At 65.1% G+C, this 16954-nt stretch carries 16 protein-coding genes; 3 read left to right on the top strand and 13 right to left on the bottom strand.

Annotated features, from left to right (window positions below; translation table 11 throughout):
- Position 1 precedes the first annotated feature (1 nt).
- Complete coding sequence (gene argJ / locus F9288_RS16140; RefSeq protein WP_174837726.1) at positions 2–1228, bottom strand: bifunctional glutamate N-acetyltransferase/amino-acid acetyltransferase ArgJ; 1227 nt, start codon at positions 1226–1228, stop codon at positions 2–4.
- Between the two features lie 44 nt (positions 1229–1272).
- On the opposite strand from argJ, the gene F9288_RS16135 reads away from it, so the two are divergent.
- The 3 genes from F9288_RS16135 (at position 1273) to secA (ending at position 4964) form a co-directional block, all read left to right on the top strand.
- Positions 1273–1791, top strand: coding sequence for an energy transducer TonB (locus F9288_RS16135; RefSeq protein WP_174837725.1), 519 nt, complete (start codon positions 1273–1275; stop codon positions 1789–1791).
- 68 nt (positions 1792–1859) lie between these two features.
- Complete coding sequence (locus F9288_RS16130) at positions 1860–2114, top strand: hypothetical protein (RefSeq protein ID WP_174837724.1); 255 nt, start codon at positions 1860–1862, stop codon at positions 2112–2114.
- A gap of 114 nt (positions 2115–2228) precedes the next feature.
- On the top strand, positions 2229–4964 hold the full coding sequence (secA, locus tag F9288_RS16125) for a preprotein translocase subunit SecA (RefSeq protein WP_174837723.1): 2736 nt from the start codon (positions 2229–2231) through the stop codon (positions 4962–4964).
- 133 nt (positions 4965–5097) lie between these two features.
- On the opposite strand, the gene F9288_RS16120 is transcribed toward secA, so the two are convergent.
- The 12 genes from F9288_RS16120 to F9288_RS16065 all read right to left on the bottom strand — a co-directional run bounded on the left by F9288_RS16120 (position 5098) and on the right by F9288_RS16065 (position 16853).
- On the bottom strand, positions 5098–6174 hold the full coding sequence (locus F9288_RS16120) for an IS5 family transposase (RefSeq protein ID WP_174837722.1): 1077 nt from the start codon (positions 6172–6174) through the stop codon (positions 5098–5100).
- A gap of 162 nt (positions 6175–6336) precedes the next feature.
- Entirely contained in the window at positions 6337–6915 is a 579-nt protein-coding gene (locus F9288_RS16115; RefSeq protein ID WP_174837721.1) for a hypothetical protein, read from the bottom strand.
- 215 nt (positions 6916–7130) lie between these two features.
- Positions 7131–10037 (bottom strand): TonB-dependent receptor, encoded by a 2907-nt coding sequence (locus tag F9288_RS16110; protein ID WP_174837720.1) that lies wholly within the window; start codon positions 10035–10037, stop codon positions 7131–7133.
- A gap of 178 nt (positions 10038–10215) precedes the next feature.
- Positions 10216–10749: a CHAP domain-containing protein gene (locus F9288_RS16105; protein WP_174839130.1), complete on the bottom strand. Its 534-nt coding sequence runs from the start codon at positions 10747–10749 to the stop codon at positions 10216–10218.
- Between the two features lie 143 nt (positions 10750–10892).
- Positions 10893–11747 (bottom strand): MoxR family ATPase, encoded by an 855-nt coding sequence (locus F9288_RS16100; protein WP_174837719.1) that lies wholly within the window; start codon positions 11745–11747, stop codon positions 10893–10895.
- A 44-nt stretch (positions 11748–11791) separates the two neighbouring features.
- Positions 11792–12592 carry an RNA methyltransferase gene (locus F9288_RS16095; RefSeq protein WP_174837718.1) on the bottom strand — a complete coding sequence of 267 codons (801 nt, stop codon included), beginning with the start codon at positions 12590–12592 and terminating at the stop codon, positions 11792–11794.
- Entirely contained in the window at positions 12592–12861 is a 270-nt protein-coding gene (locus F9288_RS16090) for an HPr family phosphocarrier protein (protein ID WP_174837717.1), read from the bottom strand. Before F9288_RS16090 ends, F9288_RS16095 begins: the two co-directional genes overlap by 1 nt.
- Positions 12858–13265 carry a PTS sugar transporter subunit IIA gene (locus F9288_RS16085; protein WP_174839129.1) on the bottom strand — a complete coding sequence of 136 codons (408 nt, stop codon included), beginning with the start codon at positions 13263–13265 and terminating at the stop codon, positions 12858–12860. Before F9288_RS16085 ends, F9288_RS16090 begins: the two co-directional genes overlap by 4 nt.
- 17 nt (positions 13266–13282) lie before the next feature.
- A complete protein-coding gene (gene rapZ / locus F9288_RS16080; protein WP_302675299.1) occupies positions 13283–14197 on the bottom strand; it encodes an RNase adapter RapZ in 915 nt (304 codons plus the stop codon).
- The gene (locus F9288_RS16075; RefSeq protein WP_174837715.1) at positions 14194–14613 is read right to left on the bottom strand and encodes an HPr kinase/phosphorylase; all 420 of its coding nucleotides are present in this window, start codon (positions 14611–14613) and stop codon (positions 14194–14196) included. Before F9288_RS16075 ends, rapZ begins: the two co-directional genes overlap by 4 nt.
- Before the next feature lies 1 nt (position 14614).
- Entirely contained in the window at positions 14615–16180 is a 1566-nt protein-coding gene (locus F9288_RS16070; protein ID WP_174837714.1) for a stimulus-sensing domain-containing protein, read from the bottom strand.
- Positions 16149–16853 carry a response regulator transcription factor gene (locus tag F9288_RS16065; protein ID WP_174837713.1) on the bottom strand — a complete coding sequence of 235 codons (705 nt, stop codon included), beginning with the start codon at positions 16851–16853 and terminating at the stop codon, positions 16149–16151. Before F9288_RS16065 ends, F9288_RS16070 begins: the two co-directional genes overlap by 32 nt.
- Positions 16854–16954: the final 101 nt, after the last annotated feature.

The following is a 16954-nucleotide window of genomic DNA, read 5'->3' as shown; positions in this document are numbered from 1 at the left end:
GTCAGCTCCGATAATCGGCGTTGATCGAGATATAGCCGTGGGTCAGGTCGCATGTCCAAACCGTCGCGCGGCCGTCGCCGAGGCCGAGGTCGACGCCGATCTCCACCTCGCGGCCCTTGAGATGCGCGGCGACGGGGGCCTCGTCATAGCCCTCCACCGCCAACCCCTCGCGTGCCACCTGCGTCGCGCCGAAGCGGATCGCGAGGCGGTCGCGCTCGGCCGGCTCGCCCGCCTTGCCGACCGCCATCACCACGCGGCCCCAATTGGCGTCCTCGCCGGCGATCGCGGTCTTGACCAGTGGGGAGTTGGCGATCGACATGGCGATGCGGTGCGCGCTGGCGTCGCTCTCCGCGCCCTCGACCGTAATCTCGATAAGCTTCCGCGCGCCCTCGCCATCGCGCACCACCAGCATCGCGAGTTGGCGGCACAGGTCGGCGAGCGCCGCGCGGAAGGCGTCGGCGCCGGGGCTGTCGTCGCCCGAGAGCGGCGCATTGCCGGCCTTGCCGGTGGCGAAGGCCAGCACGGTGTCGCTGGTCGAGGTGTCGCCGTCCACCGTGATGCAGGAGAAAGTGCGCCCGTTCGCCGCCGACAGCGCGGCTTGCAGGAAGGCAGGCTCCACGGCCGCGTCGGTGAAGATGAAGCCGAGCATCGTCGCCATGTCCGGCGCGATCATGCCCGATCCCTTGATGATGCCGACCAGGGTGACCGTTCGCCCGTCGACCACCGCGCGGGTCATCGCGCCCTTGGGATAGGTGTCGGTGGTGCCGATCGCCTCCGCCGCCGCGCGCCAGTCGCACGGCTCGGCGGTGAAGGCAGCGTCCAGCCCGGCCTCCGCCTTGTCGATCGGCAGCGGCACGCCGATCACCCCGGTCGAGGCGACGAACACATCCGACGGCTGGCAGCTGAGATGCCCCGCCGCCCGCGCCGCGATCGCCTCCACCGCCGCGCGGCCGCGATTGCCGGTGAAGGCGTTCGAATTGCCGGCGTTGACCACCAGCGCGCGCGCCTGCCCCAGCACCAGTGCCTTGCGGCACCATTCCACCTCCGGCGACGGGCATTTCGATTGCGTCAGCACCCCGGCGACCGCCGTTCCCGCATCGAGCGTGACGAAGGTGAGGTCGCAGCGATCCCATTGCTTGTAGCGCGCGCGGGCGACGCGCGGCTTCGCGCCGGCGACGGCGGGAAGATCGGGAAAAGGCGTAGCGAGCGGGGAGGTGGACGTGGACATGCCCGCGCCATAGACTCCCGCCCGGCGCGGCAAAAGGGGTGAGTGTGAGCGAGGATGAGGTGAAGCGCGAACGGGACGGAGCGGGACTGGACGCGCGCGGCATCGCCGTCACGCTGGTCTGCGCGGCGCTCGGCCTCGGCATCGCCTTCCTCGTGGCGCTGCAACTCCAGCAATGGGTGGATAGCGCGCGCGAGCATTTCGCCGCCCGGAAGCACGGCGGCGAGCAGGAAGCGTCGCCCGCGCGCACGATTCCCTCACGCGATCCGGCGAAGGCGAACAAGCCCGCGCAGGCCGATCTCACCGGCGCTTTCTCGGGAGACAGCTATCCGGCCGAGGCGCTACGGCGCGGCGAGCAAGGGCGGACGGTGGCCGATCTCGCCATCGATGCCACCGGCGCGCCGACCGGCTGCAAGATCGTGACGAGCAGCGGGTCGCGCTCGCTCGACGAGGCGACCTGCCGTATCGCGCTTCAGCGGATTCACTATCAGCCGGCGCGCGATGCGAGGGGCGATGCAGTCGCGGGAAGGCTGCGCCTGCCGGTCAAATGGGTGATCCCGGAGTGACACAATACGGGCGATCGCGGCGAAAACGGTTGGACGTTTGCGGGCGGCATCCCTATGTCTTCGCGCGCATGAACCTGCTGCTGCTCCTTTCCGCCCTGCTGTCCGCGCTGACCGGCGTCGGCGCACGCGTCGCGGGGCCGCAGCCGGTTCAGGCCGTGGCGCAGGAGCAGACGGTGCGTCAGGCGCCGCTGGCGGTTGTGGCGCGGCCGATCCTGCGCCCGGCGGCATCGCTGCCGGCGCTCGCCACCGTCGCGGGCGGCGTGTCCGTTCCCGCCGACCTGGTTTCCGCCATACCCGCCTGGGTGGGTCGCCGGCGCGAATAAGGCGCCCGATGCGGCGGGCAGCACGCTTGCCCGCCGCATTCCCCCATCGCTGAACAATTGCGCGCCGCGTTCGCCGTGGCGTCGCGTCCATCAAATATCTACAGGAAATCCGCCATGTTCGCTGGCTTCGCCAAGTCGCTTTTCGGTTCCTCCAACGATCGCTACGTCCGCTCGCTCAAGCCCGTCATCAACAAGATCGCCTCGTTCGAGCCGGCGCTTGAGGCGATGGACGATGCGACGCTCGCCAACCAGACCGTGCTGTTCCGCGAGCGTCTCGACAATGGCGAGACGCTCGACCAGATATTGCCCGAAGCCTTCGCCACCGTGCGCGAGGCGGCGCGGCGCGTGCTCGGCCAGCGCCATTACGACGTGCAGATGATCGGCGGCATCGTCCTCCATCGCGGCGAGATCGCGGAGATGCGCACCGGCGAGGGCAAGACGCTGGTCGCGACGCTCGCCACCTATCTCAACGCGCTGCCAGGGACGGGCGTGCACGTCGTCACCGTCAACGACTATCTCGCCAGCCGCGACGCGGACTGGATGGGGCGCGTCTATCGCTTCCTCGGCCTCACCACCGGCGTCATCATCCCCAACCTGTCGGACGAGGAGCGCCGCGCGGCCTATGCCGCCGACATCACCTATGGCACGAACAACGAGTTCGGCTTCGATTACCTGCGCGACAACATGAAGTATGAGCGCAGCCAGATGGTGCAGCGCGCCTTCAGCTTCGCGATCGTGGACGAGGTGGATTCGATCCTGATCGACGAGGCGCGCACGCCGCTCATCATCTCCGGCCCGACCGACGACAAGTCCGAGCTGTACGTCAGCGTCGACGCGGTGGTGAAGCAGCTCACCCCAGACGATTACGAGAAGGATGAGAAGCAGCGCAGCATCGTCCTGACCGAGGACGGCACCGAAAAGGCCGAGCGGCTGCTGGAAGCGGCCGGGCTGCTCAAGGGCAGCAACCTCTACGATTTCGAGAATACGCAGGTGGTCCACCACCTGAACCAGGCGCTGCGCGCAAACGTGATGTTCAAGGCCGACACCGACTATATCGTCAAGGACGGCAAGGTCATCATCATCGACGAGTTCACCGGCCGCATGATGGATGGGCGGCGCTGGTCCGACGGTCTGCATCAGGCAGTCGAGGCGAAGGAAGGCGTGACGATCGAGCCGGAAAACCAGACGATGGCCTCGATCACCTTCCAGAATTATTTCCGCATGTATCCCAAGCTTTCGGGCATGACCGGCACCGCCGCGACCGAGGCGGCGGAATTCTACGACATCTACAAGATGAACGTCGTCACCATCCCGACCAACCTGCCGGTGCAGCGCGTCGACGAGGAGGATGAGTTCTACAAGAACACCCACGACAAGTTCCGCGCGATCGCCCGCAAGATCCGCGAGCATGCGCAAAAGGGCCAGCCGGTGCTGGTCGGCACTGTCTCGATCGAGAAGTCCGAGATGCTGAGCGAGTTCCTCAACCAGGAGGGCGTCGATCACTCCGTGCTCAATGCGCGCCATCATGAGCGGGAAGCGCATATAGTGGCGCAGGCCGGACGGCTGGGCGCGGTGACGATCGCCACCAACATGGCGGGTCGCGGCACCGACATCCAGCTCGGCGGCAATCTCGAATTTCGTACTGAAGATGAACTGGCGGGAATGCCCGAGGGGCCGGAACGCGACGCGGCGATCGAGGCGATCAAGGCCGAGATCGCGGCAGAGAAGCAGAAGGTGCTGGAAGCCGGCGGCCTGTTCGTGCTCGGCACCGAGCGGCACGAGAGCCGGCGCATCGACAACCAGCTTCGTGGCCGTTCGGGGCGTCAGGGCGACCCCGGCCTCAGCCGCTTCTACCTGAGCCTCGACGACGACCTGCTGCGCATCTTCGGGCCGGATACCCTGTTCGCGCGGATGATGCGCAGCAACATCGAGGACGGCGAGGCGATCGGCTCCAAGTGGCTCACCAAGGCGATCGAGACCGCGCAGAAGAAGGTCGAGGCGCGCAACTACGACATCCGCAAGCAGGTCGTCGAATATGACGACGTGATGAACGATCAACGCAAGGTGATCTACGAGCAGCGCGCCGACATCATGGATGCCGCGACGGTCGGCGACGTGGTGGCGGACATGCGCGCGGAGACGGTCAACGCGGTGGTCGGCGAATCCTGCCCGCCGAATTCCTATCCCGAGCAATGGAACGTCGCGGGGATGAAGGAGCGCGTCGCCGAGCTGCTCAACCTGACCCCGGCGATCGACGACTGGCTGACCGAGGAATCGATCGATCCCGAGCTGGTGACCGAGCGCATCCAGGCCGAGGCCGACGCGATGGTCGCGGCCAAGGCGGCCGATCTCGAGCCGGAGACCTGGACGCAGATCGAGAAATCGATCCTTCTCCAGAATCTCGATCATCACTGGAAGGAGCATCTCGCGACGCTCGACGCGCTACGGCAGGTCGTCCACCTGCGCGCCTATGCGCAGAAGACGCCGATCAACGAATACAAGCAGGAGGCGTTCGCGCTGTTCCAGCGGATGCTCGACGCCATCCGCGAGGACGTGACGCGCACGATCGCTTACGCTCAGTTCCGCATGCAGCCGCCGCCCGATCTGCCGGAGCTGCCGGATTTCATCACCACACACTTCGATCCGTTTTCGGGCGAGGACGATTCGGCCGATATCGACGCGGGCACGCTCGGCATCGTCGCCAGCCAGCTCCCGCCGCTCCAGATCGCGCAGCCGACCGCCGCCGAGATCGGCGAGGACCCGGAAAGCTGGAAGGGCGTGGTGAGCCGCAATGCGCCGTGCCCGTGCGGTTCGGGGCGCAAATACAAGCATTGCCACGGCGCGGTGTGAGGCGGGAGCGGGCAACCTGGACGGATCGAAGAACCGGTTATTTGGCGCTCAGGGCGTTATTTTGAGCGCGTGATGGGCTGGGCGGCGGTGCGGTTGGCGCCTTTCGGCACCCGTACTACGGTGTGTGGCGGGTTCAGACGGCGTTGATGCGCTCGAGATACAGGAAGCGTCGGATATTGTAGACGAGATTGGCGAGGCCAATCTTCATTTCTGCCCTCTGGATGCCGACGGTGCGCACGAAGATGCCCATGCGGGATTTCTGGTCGGCGAACACATGCTCGACCCGGGAGCGGATGACGGATTTTCCGGTATTGGACCGCCTGGTCCGGGGCGGCATGTCACGATGCGGCGGTTTCTTGTGATGGATTTTCGACACGAAGCCATGGCGTTCCATGAAGCCCTCATTCGCCCCCGATCGATAGGCGGTATCGGCCCAGACATTGGAGCCGGTATTGCTGCGATCGAGCAGGCCCTCTCGCAACCGGGCGCCATCATGCGCGCTGGCGTCGGTCGCCTTCCATCGCCGGATCAGCCTGAACCGGCGGTCGATGGATATGTGGTTCTTGTACCCGAAGGCCGGGATGGCCAGATTCACCGCCGGCATCGAGCCATCGTCTCTGGGCTTCGCCTTCGTGAACTTCAGCGTCCAACGCGCGTCGCGGTCCTTGTGACGGAGCTTCGCCGGCTTGTCCTTCCAGTGCTCCGGAATCCGTCCGGCCTTGATGTCCGCCTTCTCGGCACTGGTATTGCGCTGGCGTGGCGCTGCTACCAGCGAGGCGTCGAGTATCTGCCCTGACATCGCGATATAGCCCGCCCCGCGTAACATGGCATCGAACCGGTCAAACAGGGTGGCGATGGCACCGACTTTGGTGAGACGCTCGCGAAAGAGCCAGATCGTCTTTGCATCGGGGACGCGATCCGACAGGCACAACCCGAGGAAGCGCATGAACGAAAGCCGGTCGTTGATCAGATACTCGGTCCGCTCGTCCGACAATGTGTTGATCGTCTGGATGACGAGAACCTTGAACATCAGCATCGGGTCGATCGGCGGACGCCCGCCCCTACTGCCATCCGAATAAGCCAGCGCCCGTTCCAGATCAGGCCGGAACTGCTCAAAATCCACCGCACGGGAAAACGCTTCCAGCTGATCTCCGAGATCGCTCAGCCGCGATAGCCGATCCTCGACATCGAAAAATCCCCGCTGGCCCACGCCGTACTCCCCGAACAAATCACCGGAAATCCAGAATCATATCTCCGCCCGCGGCGCTATCGGTTTTTCGAACTGTCCACCTGCTCGCTCTTTAGCTCCCAAGCAAAAAGGGCGGCGGATCGTTGGTGATCCGCCGCCCTTTCTTTTGCCTGTCGCCCAAGATCAGGGTTTCGGCATCACCACCGTCGGCCCGATCTTGTCGATCACGTCGCGCGCATTGAACGCGCGGACCTCATCGCGCGCCGGCGTGCCCTTGCGCATCAGAATCTCCGCCGAAGCCTCGTAGCGATCGACAGTGCGGATATCGATGTCATCGCCCCAGAACGGGTCGCCCCACCACGGGTCCCACGCGCGCCAGCCGAAGCCGCGACCGTAATAACGCCACGACGGCCCCCACCAGCCGCCCATGCCGAAGCTCGGCCCCGGCGTGGAATAGGTCTGCGCCTGGCGATCGGTCGACCGGTCGACCATCACGAAATAATCATAACCGTTCTGAAGCGTCAGCTCGGCCGCGCGATAGAGCAGGTAGCGCTCCACCGTGTCGCGATCGGTGACGGTGTTGCCCGCGAACGTGACCAGCCAGCGGTCCGTCTCGATCTGCCGGTCGCTATAGCCGGTGCGGTAGAATCCCTTGCCCGTCGCGGGGCGGTAGGTTGTCTCGGTCGCGCATCCGCTGACGAGCAGCGCGCCCGAGGCGATCGCCGCTAAAATCGTGCCGCGACCCTTGAGATGCTTGATCATCTTCTATCTCCAAATCCGTCACGTCGACGGTTTCCCCTTACATGGGGCATGACGACGAAACGTGCGATGAACGCGCCGGGTTTCATCGCGCAAATCCGGGCCGGAAGCGAAACATTTTTCGCCTGGCTTTATGAACTGCGGCATTCGGGGAGTGGGTCGAAAAAAAAGGGCGCCGATTGCGCGGCGCCCCCAAGAGTTGATCGTTGTGTCGGTAATCAGAATTTCAGACGCGCACCAATGGTGAACGAGCGTCCGATCACGTCATAGATGGTCGGGAAGGTGTTGCCACCGTTATAGGTCGTCCCGCCGACGCCATTGCCGACGAGCGGCGGCTGCTTGTTGAACAAGTTGTTGACCGTCAACGACAGTTCGAGGTTTTCGGTCGGACTCACACGAGTGGCCAGATCGAAATAGTCGTACGCCGGGATTTGTCGGAATGCCGGAAGAATATTGGCCACGCCCGGCTCGAGCGAAACGCGGCTGACGTGGGTCCACAGCAGCGATACGTCGAACACGTCGGTGCCGTAGCCCAAGCGACCGGTCCAACGCCACTTCGCACGAGGATTGGTGCAGCCACCGGAGCTGTAATAACCGGTGCAATCACGATTGATCGAATTTGGATTGGCCTGGAAGTGATAGTAATTCAGACGCGTTGCGTTCATCGCGATCGACAGGATACCCGGCACGTTGATGCCAAGATCGTCCATCCGCGCCCGCTGGGTAAGACCGATATCCCAGCCCGCAGTCTCGATCACGCCAAGGTTGGAGTAACCGAGGATCACGCCCGGCGTTTCACCCGCGCCGTTCAGGCTGCCCGTCAGCGGGTTACGCTTGATGAGTTGGCAGAATGAATTGTACGAGAGCGTCGGATTGAGCACGGTTGAATAGCAGCCGTTCAGAATGTCCGACTGCGCCGGCTGGGTGATCGCATCACGGATACGGATGTGGAAATAATCCACCGTAAGCGCGAAGCCCGGCAGGAACGACGGCGTGAGTGCGGTGCCGAACGTATAGGTACGGGCGCGCTCCACGTCGAGGTTACGGTTGCCAGAGGTTGTAGTGTTGATCTGGTTGGACGTCGGCGACGGAATCGAGCCGATCGTCGATGCCGGAGCGCCGGTCGCGATGCAGAGCGCCGCCAAAGCACCCGTCACGTTCCCGGAGCAAGGATCAACCGTCAGGTTACCGAGGCTCTGCACGGGGGATTGGTACAGTTCCTGGATGTTTGGCGAACGTACCGCAACCGAATAGGTGCCGCGGAACTTGAAGCCCTGATAAGGTTCCCATGTGCCGCCTGCCTTCCAAGTCGTGCTGCCACCGGTCGTGGTGTAATCGGAATAACGGATGCCGGCTTCCACGGCCAGGCGATAGAAGAACGGCTTGTCCTCGACCAGCGGTGCATTGATCTCGGCGAACACTTCCTTGACGCTATATTCGCCGAAGTCTGGCGGGGTACGCGCGCCGGTTCCGAGCACCTCGCCCTGAATCTGCGAGGCGCTGTCCGGCATGCTGCTGGCGGAAATCTTGCGATATTCCGCACCGACCGCGAAGCCGATCTTATGGTCGGCGAGCGGAACGGTGAACAGGTCGCCCGTGATGTTGCCGGTGACGACCGTCTGGCGAACCTTGCGATTGATCAACGCGCTCAGGTCGATGAACCCGACCTGATCCGGAGTAATGCTGCCGTTCGGGCCGAACAGGTTGAGCGGCACACAACCATTGCTGGTATCGGCGCAGACATATTGGCCGGCAGCATTCTTGTAAGCGCGCAGGGCCTGCTGGACCTTGCTGTACGAACCCCAGTGCTCTCGGGTCTGATTCTGCGTTGTCTCGCCATATTGTGCCGAAACATCGTAGCGTAGAGAATCGACGATCGAGCCACGGAAACCGCCCACGACCTGGAACATCTGCGATTCCACAGAGTTGCCGCGTGGTCCCATTTCGGTGATACGTCGCTGTGCGACGACGGGGATTTCGCGATATCCCACGGTGCCAGGTCCGCCCTTGACCGCCGCCGCAGTGGCACAATCGGTCGCGGAGATGCTGCTAGCAGTGCAGAGTTGGGACAGAATACCCGTTGGAATATAAGGATTGTTCAGCGCCAGCTGATAAGTGTTGCTGAACGTACCAGACGATGCGAGTTGCAAGCGGACGGTGTTCCGGGTGAACATTGCGGTCGAGTAGAACTCGACGTTATCGTTGATGTTGTAATGACCGGCGGCATAGACGTTGATGCGATCAAGCGGCGTCTGGAAATAGGTGCCGATATTCGTGTTGAAAGTATCCGCCGCCGTTGCCGCCTGAAGCAGCCCGGTGGTTGGATTCACCACCGCACCGAACGAGCTTGCCGGTAGCCCGAGCTTCGCATTCGACGGTGCGGCGAAGATCGTCACCAGCGCCGCAGTAGCGCCCTGGAACTGGCCATTCACGGAACTGATCGGATAGGCGCCGATGGCGCGCGAGGTGGTCTCCAAGGGATTGGCCTTGGTATATCCAACGCTCAGCACGACATTGCCGCGATCGTCGTCAAACGATGCACCGACCACGACGTCCGCCTTGAGCCGGGTTGCGTCGCCTTTTTCGGAAACGCGGTAGTTGGCGGAAGCGGTGATGCCCTTGAAATCGCGCTTCGTGATAAAATTAATGACGCCCGCGACCGCGTCGGCGCCGTAAGTCGAAGATGCACCACCCGTCAGCGTGTCGACGCGCTCGATCAGCGCAACCGGGATGTTGTTGGTGTCAGTGAGGCCGTCAAGACCAAACGGCACCAAGCGACGACCGTCAAGCAATACCATTGTGCGCTTAGCGTCGATACCGCGCAGTTCCAGCGTGGCTGAGCCATCCGAACCGTTATTTACGCCTGGACCAATGGCAGGACGTAGCGCCGGCATGTCACGAAGCAGTTCTTCAGCAGTGCCCGGCTGACGAAGCTGGATTTCCTGTGCGGAGATCACGCTGACCGGACTGGCGCTTTCCAAGTCCGGGCGAACAATGCGAGATCCAGTGACGACAACTTCGCCTTGTTCCGCCGCTGCGGCGGGGTCGCTCGTAGTCTGCGCAAACACCGGCCCGGAGACCGCGCCAATGCCCAGTGCCAATGCACCGAGCGCGCTCGAGCGCATGATAGTTCCTCGTAAAGTCATTGATTCCCCCTCTTGAACCGCCTGAATCCCTGTTGGCGATCAGAAGGCAGTGCCAAAGCGGCATTGAGGAGCACAATTGCAAAGTTACGAAACGGACACTTTGTAGCTGCTGTGTGTCGTCCATGTTACAAAACGGCAATAAAGCTGCCGAATAGGTCTACCGCATCGCCCGTCCGGCATCCGGGACATAGGCGTCGATCAGCGCGCCGACATAATCGGGGTTGCGCGAGGTGAGTTCGGGCGAAGGCTGGCCCGGCGCGTAGATGAAGCCGTTGACGCTGTAGATCGTGCCGCCCAGCCCCTGGGAGTCGCGATACCAGACCTTCACCTCGCTCCAGTCGTTGCGTGGCGATACGTCGTAGAGCGTCACGTCCTGCTCGGTGTGCCCCCGCGCACCGTCGATGCGGGACCAGTTGGCGTGGGTGAGCATCAGCACGCGCCGTTCCACGATGCGGCTGACAACCGCGACATGGCCGAGCGGGAGACGGGCTTGCTTCGCGAAAGCGATGACCGCGCCGACCTTCGGCTGATGACCGCGCGGATAGCGGCCCTCTGCCTGATCCCACCATGTCCAGGCGTCGCCGTAGATCTGGATGCCCGACGCGGCGCGCGCGAACGGCACGCATTGCCCGACATAATCCAGCAGCGCGGCGGACGCAGGAACGGCCGACGCGGCAACCGCAAGGCCCATCAGGCCGAAAGAAAATCGTCTAAACACCCGCCGCTCTCTCAGCTTGCACTGATGGCGGAATGGTTACCTTTATTGGTTAACAACCGGTTATCGCCCGGCGCGAATCGTCGCGCCGGGGACTCGCTTCATCGATTCGCCGACAATCAGGGGCGATTGGCCTGCCGCTTCGCCATGAACGCCAGCCGCTCGAACAACATCACGTCCTGCTCGTTCTTGAGCAGCGCGCCGTGCAGCGGCGGGATCGCCTTGGTCGGGTCGCGGTTCTGGAGCACGTCCAGCGGCATGTCCTCGTGCAGCAGCAGCTTGAGCCAGTCGAGCAATTCGCTGGTCGAGGGTTTCTTCTTGAGGCCGGGCACCTCGCGAACCTCGTAGAAGATATCCATCGCCTTGCTCACCAGCATCTTCTGGATGCCGGGGAAGTGGACGTCGACGATCGCCTGCATCGTCTCGCGATCGGGGAATTTGATGTAGTGGAAGAAGCAGCGGCGCAGGAAGGCGTCGGGCAGTTCCTTCTCGTTGTTCGAGGTGATGACGACGATCGGGCGCTCGGCAGCGCGGACGGTTTCGCGCGTTTCGTAAACGTGGAACTCCATCCGGTCGAGTTCCTGCAACAGGTCGTTGGGGAACTCGATATCGGCCTTGTCGATCTCGTCGATCAGCAGGACGGGAAGCTGCGGCGCGGTGAACGCCTCCCACAATTTGCCCTTGCGGATATAGTTCGAGATGTCGTGGACACGCTCGTCACCGAGCTGGCCGTCGCGCAGGCGGGCGACCGCGTCATATTCATAGAGGCCTTGCTGCGCCTTGGTGGTGGACTTGACGTTCCACTCGATCAGCGGCGCGCCGGTCGCCTTGGCGATCTCATAGGCGAGGACGGTCTTGCCGGTGCCCGGCTCGCCCTTCACCAGCAGCGGGCGGCGGAGCATGACGGCGGCGTTGACCGCGACCTTCAGATCCTCGGTCGCGACATAGCTCTGGGTGCCCTCGAAGCGCTTCATGCCCTCATCCCGTTCCATTCAAAAACCCGGTATGGCGATAGCTTCTATCCGCGCTGGCTTGCAAGCACCTGATAGGCCATCACGGCGGTCGCCACCGCCGCGTTGAGACTGTCCGCCTTGCCGAGCATCGGCAGCTTCACGAGCAGGTCGCAAGCGGCCTCATATTCCTCCGGCAGCCCCTGCGCCTCGTTGCCGGTGAGGAGGAAGGTGGGGGCGGGGTAGGAGGGCGCGCGATAGTCATGCTTGGTCTGGAGGCTGAGGCCGACCAACATGCCCGGCCCGGCGCGCAGCCATGTCAGAAACGCCTCCCAATCGCAGCGCACCACCGGCACCGTGAACAGCGCCCCCATGCTGGCGCGCACCGCTTCGACCGAGAAGGGATCGACGCAATCGCCGATCAGGATCAGCCCGCCGGTGCCGACCGCATCGCCGGTACGAAGGATCGTGCCGAGATTGCCCGGATCGCGCAGCCGCTCGGCGACCAGCCAGATGCCGGCGCCGCTCCGGTCGAGCGCGTCGAGGGCGGTGGCGAACTCATCGAACACGCCGACGACGGCCTGCGGATTGTCCTTGCCGGAGAGTTTGGAAAGGATGTCCGGCGTCGTCTCGATCGCCTCGCCGCCGGCCGCCTCGACCGCCGCGACCAGTCGCTCGACCAGCGGATGCCGCGCGCTGGCGGCGGCGAAGAACAGCAGGCGGGGGAGGCGCCCCGTCTCATGCGCCTCGGTGAGGATGCGCAGCCCTTCGGCGAGGAACTGGCGTGACTCGCGGCGGTGTCGCTTGTCGCGCAGGTCGCGGACGTGCTTCACCAGCGGATTGGAATAAGCGGTGATCTGGCGGGGCATCAATCCTCGCCGAACTTGGCCTCGACCAGCTCGCACATGGCGGAAACCACCTGTTCGGCCGCCTCGCCGACCGCGCTGATGACGATCGTGTCCCCCATCGCCGCGCCAAGCATCATCAGCCCCATGATCGAGGTGCCGGTGACGCTGGAGCAGCCCTTGGCGACGCTGACCGGAATCGGCTGGGCCGAGGCGAGCGTCACGAATTTCGCGCTGGCGCGGGCGTGGAGGCCGCGGCGGTTGGTGATCTGCACCTCACGCGAGACCGTCACGCAGCGGCCTCGCCCAGCACTTCCGATGCGACCGAGATATATTTGCGCCCCGCCTCGCGCGCGGCGGCGACGGCGGCGACCACCGTCATCGCCTTGCGCGCCGATTCGAGCCGGATCAGCATCGGCAGGTTGATGCCGGCGATCACCTCCACCCGGCCGCGCTCCATCAGCGAGATGGCGAGGTTCGAGGGCGTGCCGCCGAACAGGTCGGTCAGCACGATCACGCCGCGCCCGGCGTCGACGGCGGCAATCGCATCGCGGATGTCTCCGCGCCGCGCCTCCATGTCGTCATCGGGGCCGATCGCGACGGTGCGGACCTGCTGCTGGGGGCCGACGACATGCTCCATCGCGGTGACGAATTCGTCGGCGAGGCGCCCGTGCGTTACCAGTACCAGGCCGATCAATTGCTTGTTCAGGTCGTTCATTGCCCTATCGGGTGTCCCTCAAGCGCATCCTGCGGCGCCGCCGCGAGATCGCGATGCGTGACCGTGGGCGAAAATCCGGCATTAAGCAACCGCCCCGCCACCCGTTCGGCGACATGGACCGAGCGATGTCTCCCCCCGGTACAGCCGAACGCGATCGTGACATAGGCTTTTCCCTCCGCGATATAGCGCGGGACGAGCAGCAGCAGCAGATCCTCGATCCGCCGCAGCGCGTCCGCATAGGCGGGATCGGCGACGATATAGGCGGCGACATCCTCATCCTGGCCGGTGCCGGGGCGCAGCGACGGCTCCCAATGCGGATTGCGCAGGAAGCGCATGTCGAACACCAGGTCGGCGTCGCCCGGCAGCCCGCGCGCGAAGCCGAATGACATGACCGAGACGATCGTATCGCCCAGCCCGGAGCGGGAGAAGGCCGCGCGCACCTGCTGCGCCAGCGCATTGGCGTTGAAATGGCTGGTGTCGATCAACCGGTTGGCCCAGCGGCGGAGCGGCGCGAGCAACTCCCGCTCGCGCTCGATCCCGTCGCGCGCCGGCCGGTCGAGTGCGAGCGGATGGCGGCGGCGTGTCTCGTCGTAGCGCCGGGCCAGCTCGTCCGAATCGCAATCGAGGAACAGCGTGCCGATCTCATAGCCGCCCTTGGCGCGGAGCCGATCGACCTGCGCGACGACCTGCGCCGCGTCGAAATCCCGCGTGCGCGCGCCTATGCCGAGGGCGAGCGGGCGCTGCATCCCCTCTGTCCCTTCGGGCGGCAGGGCGTTGAGCAACCGGTCGAGCAGCGAGAGCGGCAGATTGTCCACCACCTCCCAGCCGAGGTCTTCCAGCGTCTTAAGCACGGTCGACTTGCCGGCGCCGGACATGCCGGTGACGAGCAATATCTCCGGGGGCGGGGTCACGAGGAAATCCGGCGCATCGCAAGCTCGATCTTGATCGGGGCGGAAGCCTCGAACGGATTGACCGCGATAGCCGGAACCACGCGTTCGGCAAGGGTGCATGTGGCCGGTTCCGGCATCCGTTCGACCCGCGCGTCGAGGCGCACCGCCAGCCCCACCGGCGCGTGGTCGAGATATGGCAGATCGACGATGCCCACCCCGCGCACCTCGATCCGCCCGGCGATCGTCGCCGGCGGGCGGGCAATCAGTGTGTCGCCGGCGCCATCGAGATCGGTGTAATCATCCGACACCAGCACCGCGCCGCGATCGATCAGCCGTAGCGCGAGATCGGACTTGCCCGATCCCGATGGGCCGATCAGCAGCACCGCCCGCCCGCCGATCGCGACGCTGGTGGCGTGGATCGTCTCAAGCGCGGGCATGTCAGCCTCCTTCCGCCAGCGGCAGGCGCACGACGAAGCGCGCGCCGCTCAGGCGGTCCTTGCGATCCCGCACCTCGATCGCCCCCTGATGCCCCTCCACGATCGTCCGCGCGATAGCGAGGCCGAGACCCGAATGCTGGCCGAACGCCTCGCTGTGCGGGCGGATCGACTGGAAGCGGCGGAACACCGCCTCGCGCGCATCCTCCGGCACGCCGGGGCCTTCGTCCTCCACCACCACTTCCAGCTCACCGTCTAGCGGGCGCGCGGCGATCGCGATCAGGCCGCTGTCCGGGGAAAAGGAGAGGGCGTTGTCGATCAGGTTCTCGAACACACGCTCCAGCCGCGCGCCTTCGCCCGAGACGATGAGGCGCTCCCCGGCGGGGCGGTCGAAGCGGATGCGCACGCCGCGCTCTATCCCGCGCTCGCGTCGCTGCGTGACCATGCCCTCGATCATCGTGCCCACGTCGACCGGCTCGAACTTGGCGCGGCTTAGCTGCGCGTCGAGCCGCGAGGCCTCCGAGATATCGGTGATGAGCCGGTCGAGCCGGTGGACGTCCTCGCGCACGATCGACAGCAGCCGCTCCTGCAATTCCGGGTCCTTGACATGACCGAGGCCGTCGACCGCCGAGCGGAGCGAGGCGAGCGGGTTCTTCAGCTCGTGCGTCACGTCCGCCGCGAACGCCTCGGTCGCGTCGATCCGGGCGCGCAGCGCGAGGCTCATGTCGGAAAGCGCGCGGGCGAGCATCCCGATCTCGTCCTTGCGCGCAGGGAGGCGCGGCACCACCACCTCGCGCGCGCGGCCCAGCCTGACGCGGACCGCCGCGCGCGCCAGCCGTCGCAGCGGGCGGACGATCGTCCGTGCGAGGAACAGCGACACCAGGATCGAGACGATCGTCACCGTCAGCAGCACCAGGCTCAGGCGATATCGTTCCACGCGCACCGTCTGAGTGATGTCGCGCGCGTTGACCGCAGTCATCACCGCCGCGCCGTCCAGCATCGGGGCGGCGGCGGTGATGACCGGCGTGCGATCCGGCGCGCGCCACACGGTCGCGGCGGCATGGCCGGATTGCGCGGTGCGCACATCGGGCCAGTCGCGCCCCTCATTATGCTCGCGATAGAGCGGCGCGCGCACCGCGCCGACCACGGTGTCGATCCCGGCATCGAGGAAGCGCGCGATGCGCTGCCCGCTGTCGTCCTTGTCCGGATCGAGGAGCTGGAAGTTGCGCTTGCCCAGCGCGCGGCTGTCCACGATCAGCTTGCCGTCCGGCCCGAACAGGCGGATGCGCGTGCCGGTATCCTGCGCGAGCTGGACGATCAGTGGATCGCGCAGCTTCGGCGTGACGGCCTGCAACGCCTCCGCGATCAGCCGCGCCTCGCGCATCGCCTGCTCGGTGCGGTTGTCGAGGATGCGGACGCGATACGAATCGAGGTAGAAGAATCCCCCCGCCAGCAGCAACAGCGCGAAGATGTTCACCGCAAGAATGCGGCGGGTCAGCGAAACCCGGCCGGACCAGCGCAGCGCGAGATCGCTGCCCTCACTCCTCGGAGAAACGGTATCCGGCGCCATAGAGCGTCTCGATAGCGTCGAATTCGGGATCGACCTCGCGGAACTTACGCCGCACCCGCTTGATATGCGAGTCGATGGTGCGATCGTCGACGTAGATGTCGTCCTGATAGGCCGCATCCATGAGCTGATTGCGGGTGCGCACGATGCCGGGGCGCTGGGCGAGCGTCTCGAGGATGAGGAATTCCGTGACCGTCAGCGTGACCGCCGCGCCGCCCCAGGTGACGCGGTGGCGCGCGGGGTCCATCACCAGCCGCCCGCGTTCCAGCGGCCCCTGCGCCTCGGTCTCCGTCCCTTCCGGCGCCTGCGTCAGTTCCGCGCGGCGCAGGATCGCGCGGATGCGCGCGATCAGCAGGCGCTGGCTGAACGGCTTGGCGATATAATCGTCCGCCCCCATCGCGAGGCCGAGCGCCTCGTCCAGCTCGTCGTCCTTGCTAGTGAGGAAGATCACCGGGATCTGGCTTTTCTCGCGCAGCCGGCGGAGCAGCTCCAGCCCGTCCATCCGTGGCATCTTGATGTCGAAGATGGCGAGATCGGGCGGGTTGTCGATCAGCGCCTTCAGCGCGGTCTCCCCATCCGAATAGACACGGGTGAGGAAGCCCTCGGTCTGAAGCGCGATCGAGACCGAAGTGAGGATATTCCGGTCGTCGTCGACGAGCGCGATCGTTGCCGTCATGAGACAGCCGACTAGTGCAAAGACGGCACAGGCTCAATGCCCGCGTGGTTTGACGGGGCGGACCGCTAATTCTATGCGAGCCGGAGACGTCGCGTTCTCAT

Source organism: Sphingomonas sp. CL5.1, assembly GCF_013344685.1.
GTDB lineage: Bacteria > Pseudomonadota > Alphaproteobacteria > Sphingomonadales > Sphingomonadaceae > Sphingomonas.
The sequence above is the reverse complement of the archived record's forward strand: the minus strand, read 5'-3'. Positions and strand labels throughout refer to the sequence as shown.